This is a genomic window from Roseococcus sp. SYP-B2431 (genome assembly GCF_004336745.1).
Lineage (GTDB): Bacteria > Pseudomonadota > Alphaproteobacteria > Acetobacterales > Acetobacteraceae > Roseococcus.
Genome location: NZ_SJXD01000011.1, coordinates 111,555 through 133,679 on the forward strand (window position 1 = coordinate 111,555; position 22,125 = coordinate 133,679).

Below are 22,125 nucleotides of genomic sequence, written 5' to 3' on the forward strand. Positions count from 1 at the left end.
CATGGCGGAGCAGGTCGGCAAGTACGAGATACGCGGTCGCCTCGGCGCCGGAGCGATGGGCACCGTGATGGACGCCTTCGACGTCGTGATCGAGCGCCGCGCCGCCCTGAAGGTGATCCCCCGGCCCGCCGCCGGCGATATCGAAGGGCAGGAATCCCTGGCCCGCTTCAAGCGCGAGGCCCAGGCCGCGGGCCGGCTGAACCATCCGAATATCGTCGCGGTCTACGACTACGGCGAGGATCACGAGAATGCCTGGATCGCCATGGAGCTGGTCGAGGGCGGCACGCTGAAGCAGGTGCTCGACCGCGGCGAGCGCTTCGCGCTGCCCGAGATCGGGCGGGTGATGGAGCAGATCCTCGCCGGGCTGGACTACAGCCACAAGCGCGGCGTGGTGCACCGGGACATCAAGCCGGCCAATATTATGCTGACCTCGGACGGCACGGTGAAGATCGCCGATTTCGGCATCGCGCGCATCGAGAACTCCTCGATGACGCAGGTGGGCACGGTGATGGGCACGCCCTCCTACATGGCGCCCGAGCAGCTGCGCGGCGAGCCGGTGGATTCGCGGGCCGATATCTGGGCCTCGGGCGTGCTGCTCTATCAGCTGCTGACCGGCGAGAAGCCCTTCGAGGGCGGCTTTTCCGCCGTGCAGCACAAGGCGATCCACACCGAGCCGACGCCGCCCTCGACGCTCTCCGTGACGGCGCCGCGCGGCTTCGACGCGGTGGTGGCGAAGGCGATGGCCAAGCGTCCCGAGGACCGCTTCGCCTCCGCGGCGGATTTCGCGGCGGCGATCCGCGGCGCGCTCTCCGCGCCGGCCGCCGCCGCGCCCCTGCCCATGGCCGATTCCGACGCCACGGTCGTCTCCGGCACGATGCGGCCCGCTGCGCCGCCGCCGGTGGCGGCCGCCGCGCCGCCCCCCCCGAAGGCGAAGAGCGGCCCGCCCGTGGTGCTCATCGGCGGCGGCGTCGCGGCCGTGCTGGTGGCCGGCGCTGCAGCCTTCATGTTCCTCGGCAACGGCACGGGCCCCGCGCCCTCGCCAACGCCCGCGCCCACCACGATCACCCTGGCGCCGACGGCTGGGCCTTCCACCGACACGCCGGCGCCGTCGATGCCCTCCGCACCTGTCGCGGCGCCACCCTCCGCGCCCGCCCCGCGCCCGGCCGACGTCGCGGTGCTGCAAGCGGCGCCCGCCGCGCCCAGCCCGGCCGCGCCGCCGCCAGCGCCCCTGGTGCCGACCCCGGTTCCCGTCGCCCCCGCGCCCGCGCCCGCCCGCCCCACGCCGGTGACACCCGCGCCCGTGGCGCCCACGCCCGCGACACCCACGCCGGCTCTCGTCCCGGCCACGCCCGGCCCATCGCCGTCGGCCACCGTCTCGACGGGCACCTTCCCCTCGGCGCCGCTGCCCCCGGCGGAGCGGCCGACGCCGCCCCAGCAATTGGCCCTCGCGCCCCGCCCGGCGCTCGACTTCCGCGCCGCCGCCCGCGCGGCCGCCGCCGCGCCGGCCTGCGGCCTGATCGCCGCTTCCGCGACGGACGACGCCCTGACCCTGGAAGGCGTGCTGCGCCGCGGCGAGGACGGGACGCTGCGCCGGGCGCTGGCCGCGCGCGACATCCCGCTGGCCTCCGCCCGCCTCGCGGTCCAGGGCTTCGACGGGCCCTACTGCCCCGCGACGGATGTGCTGCGGCCCTATCTCGCCACGCCGGATGCGGGGCCGCACGTCCGCCCGGTGGGCAACCTGCCGCTGGTCAATGGCCAGCTCCTGCGCTTCGACGTCACCATGCCGGACTGGGCGGGCAACCTCTACGTCGCCTATTTCATGAGCTCGGGCGAGGTCGCGCATCTGGTGCCCTCGGCCCCGCATCCGGGCAATGCCACGGTGCGGCTGGGCGAGCCTCGCGCCGGCTTCCCGGGCTGGGAGGTCAGCGAGCCCTTCGGCACGGACCTGCTGGTGGCGATGGTCAGCGAGGGGCCGCTCTTCCCCGTGCTGCGCCCCGAGGTGGAGAAGCAGGAGGCCTACCTGGCGGCGCTGGCGGAGGCACTCCGCAACGCGCGCGGGCAGAACCGCCGCGTGCAGATCCGCCCCTTCGTCATCGAGACGGCGGCGCGCTGAGCGATACGCACGCCCTCAAGGCCCGGGCGGCGTCGTGGCCGTCCTGCGCGGGCCCTCACGGCTCCTCCGGCGCGCCCGACCGCAACATCGCCCGAATCCGGTCGGCCTGCTCGTCCGACCAGCCCAGGTCGCGCGCCGGGTCGAAGAAGCGCCGGTCCGGCGTGTAGAGGAGATAGGCCATGGCCTCGTTGGCCATCATCTCCTCCGGCCTCGTGTCGTAGCCCTCGGCGCCGAGGAAGCGGCGCACCGCGGCGCGCTCCGCCTCCGAGAAGCCGCGCTCCCAGACGCGCATCACATGCGCCGCGAAGAAGGGGAGGGTGAAGAACTGCCCGTGCCCCAACTCGTGCCGCAGGATGGCGCCGCGCATCGCGGCGTCGACATGCGGACCGAGCGCCGGAAGGGTGAGGATCGCCGCGTCGCGGGAGCGGTCGACCCGACGCGCCAGCTCCACCTGCTCGCGGACCCAGAGCTCCAGAGGGTTGAGGGGCACGCCGTCGCGCTCGGCCCATTCGAAGAAGCGCGCGAGGTCCGAGGCGCGGTAATTGTGCCCGAAATACCAGTTGGCGGCCGTGCGGCCGTCGGCGGCGATGGCGCCCGCGAGCGCCTCGTCGCCCAGCACGCGGTCGCGCGGGGTGCGCGCCTTCTCGAGGAGCGCCGCCATGCGGTTCATGGCGCGGCCCTGCAGCTCCAGATTCGGGAAGTCGAGCACCCAGACCAGCGGATTGGGGGCCCAGCGCAGGGCCAGGGGCTCGACGGCCCGGTTCGCCAGGATCTCCTCGGTGGAAAGCGCGGGCGGCCCCTCGGGAACCGGCGGCGGCTCGGCCGGACGGCGGATGGGTGGAGGCTCGACCGGCGCGGCCGGGCCGCTCAGCCACCACCAGACGCCGCCGCCGGCGGCTGCGAGCGCCGCGGCGCCCGCGCCGATCCCGGTCCAAAGGCCCAGCAGGCTCCGCCGGCCATGGGAAGGGCGCGCGGAGCTGGGGGGCAAGGCGGCGGCGCGGCGCGCGGAGGGCAGCGCGCGGTCCATGGCGGCCGCCCGTGGCAGACGTACGGTGTCGTCCTCGTTCATGCCGTGTCCTCGTGCCCCGCTTCGTGGGGCCAGTCGGTGAGGCGGCGCCCGCGCGGACGCCGCGCGCGGCTCAGCCGCCCATGTTCACCACCTGGACGCGCCGGTTCCGCGATTCCGGGGACTGGTCGGGCGTCGGCACCAGCAGCTGGCTCTCGCCCATGCCGACGGCCACGAGGCGGTCGGGCACCACGCTGAACTGCGCGCGCAGGAACTCGGCCACGGCCTCGGCGCGGCGCTGCGAGAGCGACATGTTCATGTCGGCGTCGCCCACCGTGTCGGTGTGGCCCTCGATGCGGAAGCGGTAGGGCGCGAGCTCGGGGGAGCTCAGCGCGCGGCCGAGCGAGGCGAGCGAGGCCTTGGCCTGCGGCGTCAGCGTGGCCGAGCCGGTGGCGAAGTTCACCGTGATGGAGACGGCCGCGACGCCGGCCGGCGCGGTGGTCTGCGGCATGGGGGCCGGCGGCGGCCGGTTCACCGCGACGCCGGGCGGCTTCGGATCGGTCGCGCGCCCAGCCGGCGCCTGCGGCATCGCGGGGGTCAGCGTGGGCGGCGGCGCGGTGACGGTGCCCGTGTCGCTGCCGGGCATGCGGATTCCGCGCGTCTGGTTCTCCGTCGGGCGCAGGCGCTCGATGAGCTGGCGGGCGGCGGGATCGTTCTGGGCGAGCGCGGTGCCGGCGAAGGGCAGGGCCGTCGCGCCGATCAGCGCGCCGGTGGCGTAGAGGGCGGCGTAACGGATTGCTCTCGACATGGTGTGCCTCTCCTGGGTGGGCCGCCATTCGGCGAGCGGCCCTGAATGCGACCTGTGCCCACAGAACCAGCGGAACGTGGCGAAGTCATGGGAAAAATTGTCGCATGGGCCGCGTCCGGACGGAATGGCCGGACGCGGCGCGTCTCAAAGGATTCCGAAGCGTTGCCAGACCGGGATCCGCTCGTCCCAGCGCTCCGCGATGATCGCGGCCGCGCGCTCCTGGCCCTCGGGGCTCAGCCCCGGCTGGAGGCGGCGGGCCAGCGCCATCGGATCCTCCGGATCGGCGCCCTCCAGCAGCGCCGCGGCCAAGGCCAGGTCGAGCGCGGTGGCCGGCAGCCCGCCGGCCGCGACCGGCGAGGCGAGCGCGAAGTGGCCGGTGCCCTCGCCGGTCGGCGCGTGGAGGGCGGCGGCGGCCAGGTTGAAGCGGGTCGCGGCCGGCGCCCGCTCCGGCGGGCGGTAGACGGGCAGCACCAGCTCGGTCCCGGTCAGCAGCGCCAGCACTTCGCCCGGATGGAGGGCCTCCGCGACGCGGGCGCGCAGGGCGCCGAGCGGTTGCGGGCCCTCGGCGAGCCCGGCGGCGATCGCGTCCCAGGCCGGCTGCGGCAGGGCCGCCTTGCCGGTGCCGGTGGCGAGGACGGGGCTCTCCTCCGGGATGGGCGCGCAGGCGGCGATCACCACCGCATCCAACGCCTCCAGCGGGTCGGTGCGGCGTCCGCCGCGGATGAATACATCGGCGCGGAAGCTGCGCGGCAGGCAGAGGTCCTTCAGGAACTCGCGCGGCGGGCCCTCGGGCAGCGTGGCCATCGCCTCGAGCTGCGGCGCATCGCAGACCAGTCCGGGCACGGCCTCGAAGAGGTTGCTGCTGCCGACGAAGTCCAGCTTGGCGGGCCCCAGCGCGGCGCAGAGATCCTCGAAGAAGACCGGGCGCCAATGCGTGGTCAGGAACTCATGCGCGACGAAGGCGGGCTCCATCACCGGCGGATCGGCCAGCAGGCGCTTGAGCATCGGCGTCTCGCGCAGCGGCAGGTGCCCCGCCATGCCGCGCAGGCGCTCCAGGGCCATGGCGGCGGCCGCCTCGGCTTGGCCGGGATGGGCGCCCACGGGGCCGGCGAGGTGGCGCAGCAGGCGCTGCAGGGCGAGGTCGGCGCCGGCGGCCGGCAGGGCATTGTAGCCGAGATAGGCCAGGCCGCCCGGCTTCAGGCGCCGCGCCAGCAGCCGCACGATCCCCTCGCGCACCTCGTCCGACACCCAGGACCAGACGCCGTGGACCATGACGACGTCGAGCGGCGGGATGCGGTCCAGCCCGGCCTCGTCCAGGGCCGCGAGGTCGGCTTCCAGGAAGAGCGCGTTGCCGAGGCCGGCGCGGCCGGCCGTCTGCGTCGCCTCGGCGATATGGACCGGGTTGTGGTCGAGCCCGACCACCGTCCAGTCGGGATTGGCGGCGGCCAGCGTATTGGCTGCATAGCCGCGCCCGCAGCCGATGTCGGCCACGGTCATGCGCGGGCGGGGCTGCCAGTCGACGCCGGCGGCGGCGCAGACCATGGCCATGTGCGCGGGGGTCTGCGCGGCCTGGAAGGCGACGCCGTAGGTGCTGCCGGCGACGTAGCCGTGGGACCAGTCTGCCATCGTCAGATGATCCCGAAGCGCCGCCAGATGGCCGGGCGCTCACTGAGCAGCTCCTCGACCATGCCCTTGGCGGCCTCCAGGGCCTCGCCGGAGATGTCGGGCAGGATGCGCGTGGCGATGGTCTCCGCATCGGGCCATTCGGGGCCGGAATCCCCGATCTGGCAGGCGACGGCAAGCTCCATCCAGGTGCAGGCCAGCCCGGCCGCCGTGACGGGCGAGGCCATGGCATATTGCCCGCCGCGCCGCCCCTCGCGCCAATAGGTCTCGGCGACGGCGCGGTTGAAGCGCTGCGTGGCCTCGCTCGGCCCCACGTCGCGCAGCACGGGGAGAACGAAGCCGGCCCCGGCGAGCACGGTCAGCAGCTCGGCGGCGTTGGGGTTGCGGTCCGGGGTGAGGCTCCGCAGGCGCCCGAGGCTCTGCGGCGCCTCGCGCAGCGCGGCGGCGATCGGCTCCCAGAGATCCGGGCCGAGCTCCGCCGAGCCCACCGGCACGCCGATGCTGGGGCTCTTCTCGGGCAGGGTCTTGCAGGCGCCCAGCACCAGGCGGTCCAGCGCGACGGCGGGGTCGGTGCGGCGCAGCCCCCGCACGAAGACGTCGCGCCGGAAGGGGCGCTGCAGCACGAGATCCTTCATGAACTCCCGCGCCGGGCCCATGGGGAGGGTCTCGTAGATCGCGCGCTGTTCGGGCGAGAAGATCAGGTCGGGCACATTCTCGTGGAAGCCGGCGCTGCCCACGTAATCGAGCTTGGCAGGGGCGAGGTCGGCGCAGAGATCCTCGAAGAAGACCGGGCGCCAATGGGCGGTCAGGAACTCGTGGGCGAGGTAGGAGGCGTCCAGCTCTGTCTCGTCCTCCGCGATGCGCTTCAGCATGCCCGTGGGCAGCAGGTTGGCGGGCTTGGAGGCGTGCAGGGCGCGGATCGTCGGAATGACGGCCCGCGCCTTCTCCGGCGAGGAGCCCAGGGGCTGGAGGGCGGTCAGGTGCCGGAACAGCCGTTGCAGGGCCATGTCGCCGCCGAAGCCGGGCAGGGCGTTGTAGCCGACGTAGCAGAGGCCACCCGGCTTCAGCCGCCGCGCCAGCAGCCGCACGATGCCGGCGCGCACAGGGTCGGACACCCAGGTCCAGACGCCGTGCAGGCTGACCACGTCCAGCTCGGGGATCTGGTCGATCTCGGCATCGGTCATCTCGGCGAGGTCGGCCTCGACGAAGGTCGCGTTGTCGATTCGCGCCTTCTCTGCCAGCGCAGCGGCCTCGGCGATATGGGCCGGGTTGTAGTCGAGGCCGAGCACCGTCCAGCCGGGATTGGCGGCGGCCAGCGTGTTGACCGTGTAGCCGCGGCCGCAGCCGATGTCGGCGACGTTCATGCGCGCGGTGGGCTGCCAGTCGACGCCCATCATGGCGCAGATCAGTGCCAGGTTCCCCGGCGCCTGCGCGGCCTGATAGGCGAAGGTATAGGGGCTGTCGGCGACATAGCCATGGGCCCAGGAGGTCATGCCGGTTTCCTTAAGCGATCGATGCCGCGCCGCGCGCGGAGGGAGACGACGAAGTCAAGCCCGCGGAGCGGGCGCCCGGCGCCTGAGGGCAGACAATGACGGGCGTCATATTCCACTCGGCCGGAGGTAGGCGTCCCGGGCGGGCGCACGGCGGGGCTTGGAGGCGCCCATCCAGGAGGTGAGGCCCAGGCGCCCGCCGTCGCTGCCTGTGCCGGCGCGGGTGGCGGGCACGGCATCGGCGGCGAGGATGGGATTCAGCACGAAATCCTGCTCCGGCCCGACGAAGAGCCGCGTCAGCCCGCAGATCTGCTCGAAGAGCGGCTGGCCCGGCAGCAGCCGCGCGAAGGACTCCGCGTCCAGCGGCCCGAGCCGGATGATGAAGCGGGCCTGCGGATCCCAGACCTGCGCGCCGACAGCCGCGTCCACGCCGAGGCGGCCGTGCACGACGCCGACGCGTGACTGCTCGGTGACCGGCAGGCGCAGCCATCCGCCGGCGAACTCCACGATCTCGACCTCGGCGCCGGCCTCCTCGGCGAGCATGGCGCGCAGGCGCTCGGCGCTGCGGGTGCGCGCGGCGAGATGGCCGGCATGGTAGCGCAGGCTTTCCGCCGGCACCGCGAGCCGGCCGGAGAGGCCCGGCGTGCCCATACCGATCGCCGCGTCCAGCGCGCGCCGGGCCGGGCCGGAATCGCGGGCGGGCCGGTACTTGGCGCCGGCGCGGACCCACATGCCGGTGAAGCGGCGGGCCAGCATGTCGAGGAAGGCGTGCAGGGCGCGGCTGCGGTTGCGGAGCTCGGCGCCCGTCGTGGAGGTGTAGTGCCGCGGCAGCGTGCCGCCCGGTCCGATGAGCCCGAAGAGCGGTGAGGTGAGGGCGCCGGTCTTCGGATCGGCCGCCGTCACTTCGGCGAGCGGCAGGCCGAGCCGCGCGACGCTGGCGAAGGGCAGGTCCACCGCATCGCGCTCCCGGGCGATGACGAAGGCGGCCTGGTCGAGGTCGAAGCGCTCGGGATGGGCGGCGAGGGTGGCCATGGGGCTCGGCGCCGGCGCGCCGGGGGCCACGGGCAGCGCCTCGGCGGGCTGCTCCAGGATCGCGGCCTCGGCCGGGGCGATGGTGACGACCGGCTGCTCCGGCGGTGCCACAGGGGGCGAAGCGGCAGGGGGTGGAGGGGCAGCGGCCGGCGCGGTCGCGGCGGGCGACCGCCGCACGATCATCGTGGCTTCCGGATCGTCCTCGCTTTCTGCCTGGGAGCTCACAGCAGCACGCGCGTCCCGCTGCGCGGGGCCCAATTCGCCACGGGCGTCCCACGGCCGCGCAGATAGGCGCGCGTGCGGACAAAGCCGTTCACCGAGACCTGCAAGGCCAGGAAGCGCTCCAGCACCGCGCCCAGCAGATAGAGCCCCCCCGAGTTCCACGCCTGTGCCTCGAAGGTCAGCGAGACCTCGAGGCCGCGCACGAAGACGCCGGGGCGCTGGCCGGGGATGCGGGCCACGCCCGGACCCGAATTCACCGCCACCAGCGCCGCGATCGCCGTGCGCGTCTCCGGCGTGTCGCGCAGGTCGTGCAGGCGCAGCATCTCGCGCAGCGCGACTGCGGCGCTCTCGCCGCCCATCACGCCGAGATGGTTGAGCGCGAGATGCGAGACCAGCCGCCAGGCGCCGCGCTCGCCGAGCCGCGGCCGCAGCGTCGAGGTCGGCGCCGAGAGGCATTCCGCGGCCGCGGCGGGACAGCTCGGCTCGGCGATGCGCAGCCGCGGCTGGCCGCCGCCGAAGGGCAGCAGCTCCGGCAGGTCGCGGTTGCAGCAGGTGGCGTTGACGGTGAGCACGCCGTCGGCCGGCGCGTCGGGATCGAAGTTGAGGTCGCGCAGCATGAGCCGCGTCTCCGTGCCGGTCAGCGAGGCGGGCGCGGGACCGCGCATCGCGATCCACTGCATCGGCGCGGCGTCCTCCTCGGCGGAGCCGTCGCGCGCCAGCCGCTGGAAGGGCAGCACCATGCGGCGGGCGCCATCGGGCCGGCTCTCGCGCACCTCGTCGATGCTGTGGATCTCCAGCGCCGCGGGGCGCCGCGCGTCGGGGATCACCAGCCAGTCGGACTGCGTGCCGTCCATCGGGATGGGCTCGCAGCGCTGCGGGAACAGGTTCACCGCAGGCGTGCAGTGCAGCGCCAGCGTGTCGTTGCCGATGGTGCGCTCCAGCTCGGGCGCGGCGCGGTTGAGGTAGACGAAGATCTCCAGCTTGTTGCCGTGCTGGAGCATGGTCCGCGCCTCCAGCCCGTCGATCTCCAGGTAGAGGAACTTCTCGGGGTGGGCGAAGTACTCGGTGAGCAGCCGGTGGCCGTCGAAGGCGCGGCGGGGCCAGGGCAGGGCGGCCTGCTCGCGCTCGAAGCCGAAGGGGCGGATCTTCTCCGGGCCGATGAGGGTGGGGGAGGGATCGCCCGGCCCGTCGGCCAGCGCGATGCCGACGCAGGCGGTGGCCAGCAGCTCGTGCAGGCCGGCGGCCACCTGCGGCGCGCCGCGCAGGTGCAGCCGCAGCGTGTCCAGCCCCGTCTCGGCGAAGTTGAGGTCGGGCACCTGGGTGCGCAGCGTGATGCGCAGGCAGGCGGAGGCGCCCGGCGCGCGCGGATTGGCCGGCGCCGCGAGCGGCAGGCCCATGAGCCGCACGGCCTCGATCACGACGGGCCAGAGCGTGACCTCGTGGCAGGTGACGTAGCGCAGCGGCTCGCCGCGCACCGCCTCGGTTTCCAGCGGCGTGCCGCGGACGGCGACGGCGGGTCCGCGCGCCTCGGCCTTGGGCTGCAGGCGCACCGTGGTCATGCTCGGCACCGGCGCGAGCAGATGCGGCGAGAGCAGCTCCAGCAGGGCATCGGTGATCTCGGGCAGCTCATCCTCGAGGCGCTGCTGCACGCGGCCGCCGAGGAAGGCCACGCCCTCCAGCAGGCGGTCCACATGTGGGTCGTCCACCGTGCCGTCGGAGGTGACGCGCAGGCGCCCTGCCACCTTGGGATAGGCCTCGGCGAACTCACCCGCGAGGCGGCGCAGCGCTGCCAGCTCGCGGTTGTAGAAGGGGAGGAGGCTTTCGCTCATTTCGCCGTCCCGCCCCGGAGCGAAGCGGAGGGATCGGCGGGCCGGCCAGCAAAGCCGATGGCGCGCAGTGGTGTGAGCATGGAATGAAGGAGGTACGGCATGCGTGCCATCAGCCGCGCTCGGTCACGATGACTTCGTGGGAGACAGCCTCGATCACCGTCTCGAAGCTGATCGGCTCCGGGATGGGATCGGTGCGCAGCACGGCGTCCACCTTGAGGCGCAGCGTGCGGTCCAGCTCGTTGCCCGACTCGCGCAGCTGCACGCGCACCGAGAGCAGCCGCGGCTCGAAGCGGCGGATGATGCGCTCCACCTCCAGCGCCAGCCCCTCGCGCCGCTCGGGCAGCGCATAGGCGCCCGAGGTCGCGTCCGGGATGCCGTAGCCGAGCGGCGAGAGGGCCAGCTCCGGCCCGTTCGCCGGCAGCGGCCAGCGCCGGCGTCGCGCGTTGAGCAAAGCCTCCAGGTCGCGGCGAACGGCGGCGCGCAGCGTGTCCAGCGCCTCCGCGGGCGTGGGCAGCTTCTCCTCCTTCGTGCCGGGATCGGGATCCAGCAGACGGTCGAGCAAGGGCAGCCGGACGCGCTGCGTCGGCCGCGTGCCGGAACTGCGCTCGCTTGATCCGCTCACAGGGGGCCGCTCATCCCGCTCATGTCATTCCCTTCAGGGCGCGAATCGGATGGCGGCGAGATCGGAGAGCGCGATCGCCTCCTCGCCGATCAGGAAGAGCCGCTGGCCGCGGCCGCGCACGGGGCCGGCGCCCTCGGTCCATTCGGTGACGCGGCCGAGCTTCACGGCGTCGGGCTGGCCGGCCGGCGCGGCATAGGTGGTGGGCATGTAGACCACGCCTTCCGTGCCGTCCTTCAGCTCGATGGTGGTCCGGCGCCAGGCGAGGTCGCGCGGGCGGCGCGGGGCGTCGAAGTCGAGCGCGACCAGGCGTTCCACCGGCACCAGAATGTGCTCGCCATTGGTGGTCAGCACCTCGACCATGGGGGCCAGCAGATCGTCGGCGTCGCGGAAGTCGTCGAACTGGATGGTCGTGCCGTCGGCCAGATCGGCCTGGCCGGAGATCTTGGGGCGGGATTCCTCGGCGGCATTGGCTTCGGCCAGCGCTTCCTCGACCGCGCCGGAGCGCGCGAGGACCGAGGCGCGGATGACGGCGGACTGCGCGTCCGTCGCATCGTCGGCGGAGAACTTCGGCGCGCGCGCCTCGTTCCAGACCTGCTGCCGCACGACCTCGGCGCGGAGCAGCTTGCGGAACTCCATCACCGCAGGCGAGGGCTCGTCGAGCACCGCCGCGTCGAGCATGCGGTCCGCGCGCTCCGCGTCGCCCGCGAAGAGCATGAGCTCGGCGAGCAGCCAGCGCGCCCCCGAATCGCGGGGCGCGGCCTTCACCGCCGCCTGCGCGGCCGCGACCGCCGCCGTCAGATCGCCCGCCTTGAATGCCTCGCCCGCAGTGGCCATGAATCCGTTTTCCTTCCTAAAGCGGGATGACCGCAGGCGCGAAGGCGCCGGAGGTCTGAATCCCGCGGCAAAGCGAATGCCTTGGACCATCGTGAGTGAGCGAATGCGAACTCATCATGGTCTAAGCCGCGCGCGGCGCGGCGAGATCGGTGACGAGCCGGAAGGAGGCGCCGACCTCGTCCAGCTGATAATGCGGCTGCAGATGAATGGTGCAGCCATAGGAGCCCGGCCGCCCCGGCCGGTCCCGCACCTCGACCCGTGCGTCGCGCAGCGGGTATTTGGCCGCCGCCTCGCCGCTGCCGGCGAGGCCGGTGACGTGCTTGTTCAGCCATTGCTGCAGGCGCAGCTCCACCTCGTCGGCGCCGAGGAAGCTGCCCACCATGTCGCGGCCCATCAGCTTCACGATATGCGCGAAGCGCGAGACGCAGAGCACGCTGTTGAGCTGGGCCGAGATGCGCTGGTTGGCATCCGCCACCTGCGACGTCATCTTCGGCGGCCTGTGCAGGCTCGGCACCGCGCCGAAGGAGCCCTCGGGCAGGGAGTCGAGGCCGCAGAAGGCGACCATGCCGCCATCGGCCGCCTCGCGCTCCTGGTCGTCGGTGAGCGCGACCTCCAGCGGCGGGCGCGGCGGCGGACCGGGCGGATCGGCGCGGAAGCGCTCGTGCGGCAGCGTCTCGACGATGCCGCCCGTGGCCTCCCAGCCCGGCTCCGCGCCGCGGATCTCGGCAGGCCAGCGATAGCGCGCGAAGGCACGGGCCGCGACGGAGGCGAGCGCATAGACCGGCGTGGTCCAGACGCGCTGCGATGGGGCGCCCGCCTCCTCGCGGTAGCGGAAGCGGTCGGCGCGGCTGCCGTCGTCGCGCCAGGCCGGACGGCCGAGCGTGCGCGGCAGGACGAGCGCGAGGAAGCGCGTGTCGTCGCGGGTGGCGAGGCTGCGCCAGCGCGTGCGCTCCGGCGCGCGCAGGATCTCGGCCAGCGAGGTGGTGGTGGCGAGGTCATGCCAGGAATCCAGCCCGAGCAGGGCGGGCGAGGCCGGCATCACGATCGGGCAGAAGGCCGCGGCGGCGACGGCGGCAAGCTGGTCGAGCACGCGCACATCGTCGACCGGATGGCCGGCTGCGGGGCCGGGACGGATCTCGAAATCGGCGGCCAGCATGCCGTAGGGCTCGCCGCCGGGCGTGCCGAACTCATCCTCGTAGATCAGCCGGAAGAGCACGGACTGGTCGAATTCGGCGGCCCGCTCCAGGTCGCGCGCCAGCTCCTGCCAACGCGCCGTGAGCAGGCGGACCTTCACCAGCCGGTCCTGCACGAAGCCCTCGACGAGCCAGTGCAGCCCGCGCCAGGACCCCTCCATCCGCGTCAGCCGGGGATGGTGCAGGACGGCATCGAGCTGGCGGGAGATGGCGGCGTCCAGCGCCGCGATATCGCGGTCCAGCGCCTCCTCGAGGATGGCCTTGCGGCTCTTCCCCGAGGCGGCGATGGCGCGCAGGCGGTCCCGACCCATCCAGCTGCGCAGGATGGCTCCGGGATCGCGCTCCATGAGGAAGCCGGCCATCTCGGCCGCCGGCGAGCCAGCCGAGAAGTGGCGCCCCGAAAGGGCCACTTCCCGAAGTCCTGTATCGGGCGAGATGGCGCCAAGCCCCGCCATGTCTCGCCCCCTTCCCCGCGGATCAGGCCTTCTGCGGAATGCGCGCGACCATGCGCATGGAGGTGGTGAGCTCCTCCATCTGCAGCCACGGACGCATGTACGCGACGGCGTTGTAGGAGCCGGGCTTGCCCGGAATCTCCTTCACCTCGACGCGCGCCTCGCGCAGCGGGTACTTCGCGCGGCTGTCCTGACCCGCACCCTCGATCGGGTTGACGTAGTTCTGGATCCAGCGGTTCAGCCACTGCTCGACATCGGTCGCCTCCATGAAGGAGCCGATCTTGTCGCGCGCCATGACCTTGAGGAAATGCGCGAAGCGGCTGGTCGCCATGATGTAGGGCAGGCGCGCGGAGATCGCCGCATTCGCCGTGGCTTCCGGCCGATCGTACTTCTTCGGCTTCTGCGTGGTCTGCGCGCCGAAGAAGACCGAGTAGTCGGTGTTCTTGTAGTGGCAGAGCGGCAGGAAGCCGTTGTTGGACAGCTCGGCCTCGCGGCGGTCGGTGATGCCGATCTCGGTCGGGCACTTGGTGTCCATGTCGCCGTCGTCCGAGGTGAAGACGTGCGTCGGCAGGTTGGTCACCATGCCGCCGCCCTCGGCGCCGCGGATCGCGGTGCACCAGCCATGCTGGGCGAAGGCGTCGGTGAGGCGCGCGGCGTGGACATAGGCCGCGTTCATCCAGCAATAGTCGCTGTGCTCCATCGCCTTGGCGGTGCCGTCGGCGTTGAAGGGCGCCTCCTCATAGGCGAACTCGTCGATCGGCTTGGTGTTCGCGCCATAGGGTAGGCGGGCGATGACCCGCGGCAGCACGAGCGTCACGAAGCGGCTGTCCTCGCTGTCGCGGAAGGAGCGCCACTTGGCGTATTCCTGCGTCTCGAAGATCTTCGTGAGGTCGCGCGGCTTGGAGAGCTCACGATAGTCGGAGAAGCCGAACATGCCCGGGCCGGCCGCGGAGATGAAGGGCGCGAAGCCCGCCGCCGCGACGTTGGACATGAGGCGCAGCGTCTCGACGTCGTCCGGGTGGTTGGTCCACTCGTAGTCGCCGATGAGCGCGCCGTAGGGCTCGCCGCCGGGGGTGCCGAACTCGTTCTCGTAGATCTTCTTGAACAGGCCGCTCTGGTCGAACTCCACCGCGCGGGTGAGATCGCGGTTGAGCTCGCGCTTGGAGGCCTGCAGCAGCCGGATCTTGAGGCTCGTCCCCGTCTCGCTGCTCATGACGAGATGGTTCAGCCCGCGCCAGGAGCCCTCGAGCTTCGTGAACTTCTCGTGGTGGATGATCGCGTTGAGCTGCTGGGACAGCTTGGCGTCGATCTCCGCGATGGCGCGGTTGAAGGTCTGGGTGAGGTTCTTGCTGTAGGTGACGGTGCCCTTCAGCGCTTCCTCGGTCAGGGCCTTGATGAGATCCTGCGCGCGATCCTTCTCGGTCTGACGCGTCGCGCCGATGACCTGGTCGAGGAAGGAGGCGCCACCCTCTTCGGTGGTGGTCGTGCCGGCTGCGCCGGGCTGGGTCTGCGTGCTGCTCATGGGGTCAGCCCTCCGTCTTGCCGAGGCCGAGCTGGTCCGACAGCTGCTTCAGCTTGGCTTCGTCCTGCAGGACCTCGTCCAGCAGCTCTTCCAGCTTCTCGGAATTGTCGACCTTGCTCATGAGGTCGCGCAGCTTGCTGCGGGTCTCCATGAGGGCCTTCAGCGCCGGGACCTGCTCGGCCACCTTGGCGGGCTCGAAATCGTCCATGTGGCGGAACTTCAGGTTCACGCCCATCTCGCTGCCGTCGCCCGCCAGCGTGTTCTCGACCTTCATGTTGAGGCCCGGCGCGATGCGCGCCATGACGTCGTTGAAGTTGTCGCGGTCGATCTGCGTGAACTTGCGCTCGGCGAGCGGCTTCAGCGGCTCGCTCGGGTCGCCGGCGAAGTCGCCCATCACGCCGACGATGAACGGCAGCTCGCGCTCGATCGCCGCGCCCTCGGTCTCGACGTCGTAGGTGATGTGGACACGCGGCTTGCGCACGCGGTTCAACTTGTCATGAACGCTGGCCATGGCATTCTCCCCGGCGCCACGGCGCCGCCCTGGTTGGTCTGCACGCCGCGGGGCCTCCGGCCGGGCTCCGCTTGGCGCGGAGCGTAAGCCTTCGGATTTCGCGGCGTCAATCTTGCGATCGCCTTTATTCTACTGCCCGTTGCAGGCGAGGGAAGCGGCTATTCTGTCGCGTCCATCGCGCGGGGATGAATTCCGAGCGCGGTGAGCATGGAGGTCCGCGCCCCTTCGTCCTGCATCACCTCGGCCAGCAGCTCGGGCAGCGACATGCGGCCGCGCCGCGCCGCGTCCGAAAGCGTATAGGCGAGGAAGGAGTGGGGCTCCGTCTTCTGGAAGAACTCGGCGAGCTGCTCCAGCGTCTTCAGCGCCTGCTCGCGGTTGGCGAGGCTCCCCGCTCCGGGCATCACGAGGCCGCCCCCCGCCGCCGCCGCTGCAGCTGCCGGCTGGCCGGGGGCGGCCGGCGCGCCATCCTCCGCGACCATCCCGCCCCCGGCATCCTCGGCGCCGCCGCCGAGCCGGGTCGCGACCTCGGCCATGCGGTCAAGGACCTCGGCAACCCGGCGTGACGGCGGCGCGTCGTAGCCGAAGCGCGCGTCGAGCTGGTCCTGGAAGAGCTGCCAGGCGGCCCGCGTCTCCGTCGTGAGCGCGACCATTGCGCGCAGGCCCGGGCGGTCGAACTTGGCCTCCGTCTCGACCGTCTCCAGCGGAATGACGCCCTGGGCGAAGCGCTGCTCGCGCCGCGTCTCGTCGGAGATGCCCGCCGTGTCGGCCGAGGCCTCGTATTGATAGATGCTGAAGCCTTCGCCCGAGGGGCGGCGGAAGAGCGGCGCGCGGCGCAGCGCCTGCATCACCGTGCCGTCGGTGTCGCCGCCCGCGAGCCCGCCGAGCGGCGCGGAGCGCCCCTCCAGCCCGTCCTCGTCCGGCTGCGGGAAGCCGGCGTCCCAATGCTGCTCCAGCAGCCCCGCCAGCACGCGCGCGCCCGCGGAGAGGCCGGCCAGCCCCTCCTGCCGGACCAGCGCCTCGGTCAGCCAGGCCGCGATCTCGAAGTCCTTGCTGTTGCTGGTGAGCGCGTCGACGGCGAGACGGCGCACCTGGCGCCAGCCCTCGACGGGCGCGGTCTCGCCCTCGCCCTCGCTGTCCCGCGCGCGCTCCTCCGCTCGGGCCTCCGCCCGCGCGTCGCGCAGCTTCTGGTAGATGGAGGAAGGAGAGTAATCGAGCCGGAGATCCTCACCGGCGCCGTCGCCGCTGCCGAGCGGCTCCACCAGCGTGGCCACATCCACCACGTCGTCGACCATCCGAATCCCCCGATTGCCATTGCAGCGCCAGTCGGGCACCGCTTCGCCGAACTAGAGCATGAAGCCTGGGCTTTGGCACCTTTTGGCGCGGCTTTCGACCCGCTGCCCGGACAGGTTTGTCGCGTCTGTCGCGCGCGTGCCGTTTGTTGAATTCTGCATGATGGCAGGACGTGATCCTGCGGGTATTCAACACGTCGTGCACATGCACGAAATTCTCATCCATTCATGATCTTCCCTGGACACAGGGCAAGAGCGACCCGTAGCTTCCCGCCGATCAAAGGTTAGGGTGCCGGGCAAGCGGCAAGGGAGACGTCGGCTTCATGGTAGCGATCGATCTGAAGTCCCTGGTGGCCCGGATGACGGAGCTGGGCCGCCGGCAGCTGGAATCTGCGGCCGGACTCACGCTGTCCCGGACCCACTACAATGTGGAGATCGAGCATCTCCTCATGAAGCTGATCGAGACGCCGGGCTCCGACGTCTCGATGATCCTCAAGCAGGCCGGCATCGATGTTGGCCGCGTGCTGAGCGAGCTCACCAAGGCGCTCGACAAGATGCGGACGGGCAATGCCCGCGCGCCCGGCCTCTCGCCCGACATCGTGACCTGGCTGCGCGAGGCCTGGATGATCGCCAGCCTCGAGGCCAACCAGGGCAAGATCCGCACCGGCCACATGCTGGCGGCGCTCATCAGCGACGAGACGCTGGCGCGCACGGTGAAGGACAGCGCGCCGACGCTGCTCAACATTCCCACCGACGCGCTGCGCAAGAATCTCGAAGCGCTCACCAAGGGCAGCGAGGAAGAGGCGCAGGCCTCCATCGCCGCACCCCCGGGCGCGAGCGGCGCCCCTGCCGAGGGCGCGCCGCGTGCCGGCGGCCCGCTCGACCAGTTCTGCACGGACCTCACGGCGCAGGCCAAGGCCGGCAAGATCGACCCGATCCTCGGCCGCGACGCCGAGATCCGCCAGATGATCGATATCCTGACGCGCCGCCGGCAGAACAATCCGATCCTCACCGGCGAGGCGGGCGTGGGCAAGACCGCGGTCGTCGAGGGCCTGGCGCTGCGCATCGCCTCGGGAGACGTGCCGGAGGCGCTGGCCAAGGTGAAGCTGATGTCGCTCGACCTCGGCATGCTGCAGGCCGGCGCGGGCATGAAGGGCGAGTTCGAGAATCGCCTGAAGGGCGTGATCGACGCGGCGAAGTCCTCGCCGGTTCCCGTCGTGATGTTCATCGACGAGGCGCATACGCTGATCGGCGCCGGCGGCCAGGCCGGCCAGAACGATGCGGCCAATCTGCTCAAGCCCGCGCTCGCGCGCGGCGAGATGCGCTGCGTCGCCGCCACCACCTGGGCCGAGTACAAGAAGTACTTCGAGAAGGACGCGGCGCTCACCCGTCGCTTCCAGGTCGTGAAGGTTGAGGAGCCGACGCTGCCGCTGGCCAACGCCATGCTGCGCGGCCTCGTCGCCACCCTGGAGAAGCACCACGGCGTGCGTATCCTCGACGAGGCGGTGACGGAGACGGTGCGGTTGTCCGCCCGCTACATCCCCGCGCGCCAGCTGCCCGACAAGGGCGTCTCGCTGCTCGACACCGCCTGCGCGCGCGTCTCCATGAGCCAGGCGGCGATCCCGGCGCCGATCGAGGACCGCACACGGCGCCTCGCGCTGATCGCGACGGAGCTGTCGGCGCTGGGCCGCGAGGCCGCGACCGGCGGCGACCACGAGAAGCGCACCGGCGCGCTCGTCGTCGAGCAGGCGGAGGTCGAGGCCGAGCTCGCGGCGCTCAAGGAGCGATGGGAGCAGGAGAAGGACTACGTCACGAAGATCCGCGAGCTGCGCGAGGGCCTGGAGGCGCCGGCCGACGGCCACGACACGGTCGCCGCGCTGGGCGATCTCACGAAGCTGACGACGGAGCTGCGCGCGCTGCAGGGCGAGGAGCCGCTGGTGCATCCCGTCGTCGACGGCCAGGCCGTCGCCGAGGTCGTCGCGACCTGGACCGGCATTCCGCTGGGCCGCATGGCGGGCGACGAGATCAAGGGCGTGATGGCGCTGCAGGAGAAGCTGGAGGAGCGCGTCGTCGGCCAGAGCCATGCGCTCGCCGCCATCGCCCAGGCCATCCGCACGAATCGCGCCGGCCTCGCCGATCCGCGCAAGCCGATCGGCGTCTTCCTGATGGCCGGCACCTCGGGCGTCGGCAAGACCGAGACGGCGCTGGCGGTCGCGGACCTGCTCTATGGCGGCGAGCAGAACCTCACCACCATCAACATGAGCGAGTTCAAGGAAGAGCATAAGGTCGCGACGCTGATGGGCAGCCCGCCCGGCTATGTGGGCTATGGCGAGGGCGGCGTGCTCACCGAGGCGGTGCGCCGCCGGCCCTATTCGGTGATCCTGCTCGATGAGATGGAGAAGGCGCATCCCGGCGTCCAGGACGTGTTCTACCAGGTCTTCGACAAGGGCAACATGAAGGACGGCGAAGGCCGCGACATCGACTTCAAGAACTGCGTCATCATCATGACGTCGAATGCCGGCACCGACACCATCGCCAAGCTCTGCGCCGATCCCGAAACGGCGCCCGAGCCCGAGGCGCTTGTCGAGGCGCTGCGGCCGGACCTGCTGAAGTCCTTCAAGCCGGCCTTCCTCGGCCGCTGCAACGTCGTGATCTACTATCCGCTCGCGGATCACGTGCTGAAGCAGATCATCGGCCTCAAGCTGCGCAGCATCGGCAAGCGCGTGCGTGAATCCTACGACGCCTCCTTCGAGGTCGATCCCGCGGTCACCGAGGCGATCGTGGAGCGTTGCCGGGAAGTCGAAAGCGGCGCGCGCAACATCGAGAACATCCTCAACCGCACGCTGCTGCCGGAGCTCTCGGCGCAGGTGCTGGAGCGCCTCTCGGAAGGCAAGCCGATCGCCAAGGTGCGCGTGGGAATGAATGACGAGGGCGGGTTCAGCTACACGCTCGAATGAACTCGCATGGGACGGCGCGACACACGCGAAGAATATGCCGTTGCAGGAATAGGTACTTCGCGTGAGTCTGTGACTGTGGATTTCAGGATTCCGCAAGCATCGGCATCACAAAATGGTCCGAATGTGCGGGAACCTGCCAGGCGGCGAGGTGGTCTCGCCGTTGGATCAAACCGGCCAGGTCGCCGCCGCGGCGCCCGGATCGGCTCAGCGCGCGGCAACGGAGTGAAGAAGAAATGGCCATCTTTCTGAAGTACGGTACGATCAAGGGCGAGACCACGCAGCTGGCGCACAAGGAATGGATCGAGATCGAGTCCTTCCAGTTCGGCGTCGGCCGCGGCATCTCGATGGGCGTCGGCGGCGGCTCCAAGCGCGAGGCCTCGGCCCCGTCGGTGAGCGAGATCACGCTGACCAAGACGATGGACATCTCCTCGCCCCTGATCTTCAAGGAAGCGCTGGGCGGCAAGGCCGTCGAGGTCAAGATCGAGCTGACGCAGACCGACAACAGCGGCAAGCACGTCGCCTTCCAGAAGTACATCCTGACCGACACGCTGATCTCCGGCTACAGCATCTCCTCCGGCGGCGCGCGCCCCTCGGAGAGCCTGAGCCTGAACTTCGCGAAGGTCGACAGCGAGTACATGAACATCGACGACAAGTTCGCGTCCAAGACGACGGGTCACGTCATCTTCGACATCGGGCTCTCGAAGCTCTCGTAAGCGAGGCGTGGCGCCGGGGCGCAACCCGCCCCGGCCTGCAGCCCAGGCTCGCGCACGGCGCGCCCGGCCCAGGAGGGTCGCGGCGCGCCGATCGTTTTCAGGGCGTTTTTCGGAAGGACGCTTGCAAATCCGCCCGGCGCGCCATAAGCGCCAGGGAACTGGGCCCTGACGTCCGGGCCGGATTCTTCCTTTGACCGAAAGTCCACAGATGCCCGATTCCGACGGCAAGCTCGAGACGCTGATCGCCGCCCTGCCGGGCCTGTCGATGGAAGAGCTCGGCATGCTGTCCGACGCCATCGAGAAGGCGCGCGAGGACATGGCGACCGCGGGCCGCGCCGCGCTGCTGGAGGAGTTCCGCCTCAAGGCCGAGCGCCTCGGGCTGTCGGTTGAGGAACTGGTGGGCGCCGCGGCGCCGGAAGGCTCGCGCTCGCAGCGGTCGGATGCCGGCAAGAAGGTCGCCGCCAAGTACCGCGGCCCGAATGGCGAGGAATGGACGGGCCGCGGCCGCATGCCGAACTGGCTGGCGGCCATGGAGGCCGAGGGCCGCAGCAGGGACGAGTTCCTGATCTGAGGGGCCGGCCGGTTCCGGCCTTTACCCATCGCGCCCTATATCACGCCTCGATCAGCACCACGCTGACATTGTCGCGCCCGCCCGCCTCGACCGCGAGGCGCACGAGATCCTCCGCCCGGGCGCCCTGAGACAGCAGCGCGGCGATGCGGGCCTCGGGCAATTCCTTGAACACGCCGTCGCTGCAGAGCATGTAGCGGTCGCCCGGCTGGATGCGGTCGGCCACCTTGTCCAGCACCAGCTCGCCGCCCGCGCCCACCGCGCGGGTGATCACATTGGCCCGGGGATGGGCTTCGGCATCCGCCGCGTCGATCTCGCCCGCATCCACCAGCTCCTGCACGAGGCTGTGGTCGCGCGTGAGGCGCAGGAGCTGACCGTCGCGCATGAGGTAGATGCGGCTGTCGCCGGCCCAGAGCGCCGCGAAATACGCCCCGCGGGCCAGCAGCACGACGATGGTGGAGGCGATGACGCCGCCGGTGCCGCGCGCCTCTGCCCTGGCCTGGAGCTCCGCATGCACCCCGGCGAGGCGCAGGCGTACCTGGGCCAGCATCTCCGCCGCCGTCAGGCCCGGTGGGATGGCGGAGAGCGCATCGGCGATCGCCGTGCTCGCCACGTCGCCGGCGCCATGCCCACCGGCGCCGTCGGCGACGGCCCAGAGCCCGAGGTCCGGCCGGTCCACGAGGTTGTCCTCGTTGCGGGTCCGCACGGCCCCCGGATGCGTGGCGGCGCTGGAGGCCAGGAGGGTGGCTCTCATGTCTCGGGCTGCTCCAGCTCGTGCCGCTCCAGCAGGAGCACGAAATCGACGGGCGCCGGCATGGCGCGCGATGGCTGGCCTGCCGACCAGAAGACGCTGCGGCCGTCGAGCGTCACGTCCGGATCGGCGTCGGGCGGCGGATCGGGCAGGCGCGCGGCCAGGCTGTCGGCGTCGATCTCGCCCGCGCGGGCCTCGAGCGCGGCCGCTTCCAGCGCGTCGTACCATGCCTCCGGCGGAGGCAGGCCCGCCATCGGCAGCACGGCGGCGAGCGTGAGCGGGAAGCGCCGGCCCACCGTGTCGGCCGAGGTGACGACGATGCCGAAGGCCGCGTCCGGCCCGCAGGCGCCGGGCGCCAGCCGGAAGCGCCAGGCGGGCGCGGCCTCCCAGGCCGTCTCCCAATCCTCGCCCAGTTGCTCCCGCGAGGCGGCGACGCCTTCGCTCAGCCAGGCGTCCCAGGGCGCGACGAAGCTGCGCGGCAGCACGCGCCGCACGAAGTCCCCATGGGCGGGGAGCTTGCCGAACAGCCCGGTACGCACCTCGTCCATGGCTAGGCGGCACATCCGGCGCGCGGCATGGCCGCGAGCCGT

General features: G+C 71.9%; 18 protein-coding genes. 4 read left to right on the forward strand and 14 right to left on the reverse strand.

Going from position 1 to position 22,125, the window contains the following annotated elements; translation table 11 throughout:
- Position 1: 1 nt before the first annotated feature.
- A complete protein-coding gene (locus EJV46_RS01955; protein WP_131546903.1) occupies positions 2–2,113 on the forward strand; it encodes a serine/threonine-protein kinase in 2,112 nt (703 codons plus the stop codon).
- Positions 2,114–2,168: 55 nt separating this feature from the next.
- Here the strand turns inward: EJV46_RS01955 and EJV46_RS01960 are convergent, their stop codons facing one another.
- The 12 genes from EJV46_RS01960 to tssA all read right to left on the reverse strand — a co-directional run bounded on the left by EJV46_RS01960 (position 2,169) and on the right by tssA (position 16,549).
- Positions 2,169–3,182: a hypothetical protein gene (locus EJV46_RS01960; RefSeq protein ID WP_131546904.1), complete on the reverse strand. Its 1,014-nt coding sequence runs from the start codon at positions 3,180–3,182 to the stop codon at positions 2,169–2,171.
- Between the two features lie 70 nt (positions 3,183–3,252).
- Positions 3,253–3,927: an OmpA family protein gene (locus tag EJV46_RS01965; RefSeq protein WP_131546905.1), complete on the reverse strand. Its 675-nt coding sequence runs from the start codon at positions 3,925–3,927 to the stop codon at positions 3,253–3,255.
- Positions 3,928–4,071: 144 nt separating this feature from the next.
- Entirely contained in the window at positions 4,072–5,553 is a 1,482-nt protein-coding gene (locus EJV46_RS01970; RefSeq protein ID WP_131546906.1) for a class I SAM-dependent methyltransferase, read from the reverse strand.
- Positions 5,554–5,555: 2 nt separating this feature from the next.
- Positions 5,556–7,043, reverse strand: a complete 1,488-nt coding sequence (locus EJV46_RS01975; protein WP_131546907.1) for a class I SAM-dependent methyltransferase — start codon at positions 7,041–7,043, stop codon at positions 5,556–5,558.
- Between the two features lie 105 nt (positions 7,044–7,148).
- Positions 7,149–8,297, reverse strand: a complete 1,149-nt coding sequence (gene tssG, locus EJV46_RS01980; RefSeq protein WP_131546908.1) for a type VI secretion system baseplate subunit TssG — start codon at positions 8,295–8,297, stop codon at positions 7,149–7,151.
- Positions 8,294–10,123 carry a type VI secretion system baseplate subunit TssF gene (gene tssF / locus EJV46_RS01985; RefSeq protein ID WP_131546909.1) on the reverse strand — a complete coding sequence of 610 codons (1,830 nt, stop codon included), beginning with the start codon at positions 10,121–10,123 and terminating at the stop codon, positions 8,294–8,296. The genes tssG and tssF overlap by 4 nt, the downstream gene beginning before the upstream one ends.
- Before the next feature lie 109 nt (positions 10,124–10,232).
- Positions 10,233–10,745 carry a type VI secretion system baseplate subunit TssE gene (tssE, locus tag EJV46_RS01990; protein ID WP_131546910.1) on the reverse strand — a complete coding sequence of 171 codons (513 nt, stop codon included), beginning with the start codon at positions 10,743–10,745 and terminating at the stop codon, positions 10,233–10,235.
- A gap of 33 nt (positions 10,746–10,778) precedes the next feature.
- The gene (locus EJV46_RS01995) at positions 10,779–11,579 is read right to left on the reverse strand and encodes a type VI secretion system accessory protein TagJ (RefSeq protein WP_131546911.1); all 801 of its coding nucleotides are present in this window, start codon (positions 11,577–11,579) and stop codon (positions 10,779–10,781) included.
- A 121-nt stretch (positions 11,580–11,700) separates the two neighbouring features.
- Positions 11,701–13,227 (reverse strand): type VI secretion system contractile sheath large subunit, encoded by a 1,527-nt coding sequence (tssC, locus tag EJV46_RS02000; RefSeq protein WP_131546912.1) that lies wholly within the window; start codon positions 13,225–13,227, stop codon positions 11,701–11,703.
- A gap of 22 nt (positions 13,228–13,249) precedes the next feature.
- On the reverse strand, positions 13,250–14,746 hold the full coding sequence (tssC, locus tag EJV46_RS02005) for a type VI secretion system contractile sheath large subunit (RefSeq protein WP_131546913.1): 1,497 nt from the start codon (positions 14,744–14,746) through the stop codon (positions 13,250–13,252).
- Between the two features lie 4 nt (positions 14,747–14,750).
- A complete protein-coding gene (tssB, locus tag EJV46_RS02010) occupies positions 14,751–15,257 on the reverse strand; it encodes a type VI secretion system contractile sheath small subunit (RefSeq protein WP_131546914.1) in 507 nt (168 codons plus the stop codon).
- 158 nt (positions 15,258–15,415) lie between these two features.
- Complete coding sequence (tssA, locus tag EJV46_RS02015; protein WP_131546915.1) at positions 15,416–16,549, reverse strand: type VI secretion system protein TssA; 1,134 nt, start codon at positions 16,547–16,549, stop codon at positions 15,416–15,418.
- A gap of 356 nt (positions 16,550–16,905) precedes the next feature.
- On the opposite strand from tssA, the gene tssH reads away from it, so the two are divergent.
- The 3 genes from tssH (at position 16,906) to EJV46_RS02030 (ending at position 20,787) form a co-directional block, all read left to right on the forward strand.
- Entirely contained in the window at positions 16,906–19,503 is a 2,598-nt protein-coding gene (gene tssH / locus EJV46_RS02020) for a type VI secretion system ATPase TssH (protein WP_370323067.1), read from the forward strand.
- A 233-nt stretch (positions 19,504–19,736) separates the two neighbouring features.
- Positions 19,737–20,216 carry a type VI secretion system tube protein Hcp gene (locus EJV46_RS02025; protein WP_131546917.1) on the forward strand — a complete coding sequence of 160 codons (480 nt, stop codon included), beginning with the start codon at positions 19,737–19,739 and terminating at the stop codon, positions 20,214–20,216.
- A gap of 208 nt (positions 20,217–20,424) precedes the next feature.
- Positions 20,425–20,787 carry an H-NS family nucleoid-associated regulatory protein gene (locus EJV46_RS02030; RefSeq protein ID WP_206020679.1) on the forward strand — a complete coding sequence of 121 codons (363 nt, stop codon included), beginning with the start codon at positions 20,425–20,427 and terminating at the stop codon, positions 20,785–20,787.
- Positions 20,788–20,827: 40 nt separating this feature from the next.
- Here the strand turns inward: EJV46_RS02030 and EJV46_RS02035 are convergent, their stop codons facing one another.
- Positions 20,828–21,538, reverse strand: coding sequence for a PP2C family serine/threonine-protein phosphatase (locus EJV46_RS02035; RefSeq protein WP_131546918.1), 711 nt, complete (start codon positions 21,536–21,538; stop codon positions 20,828–20,830).
- Entirely contained in the window at positions 21,535–22,083 is a 549-nt protein-coding gene (tagF, locus tag EJV46_RS02040) for a type VI secretion system-associated protein TagF (RefSeq protein ID WP_165585283.1), read from the reverse strand. Before tagF ends, EJV46_RS02035 begins: the two co-directional genes overlap by 4 nt.
- Between the last annotated feature and the right edge of the window lie 42 nt (positions 22,084–22,125).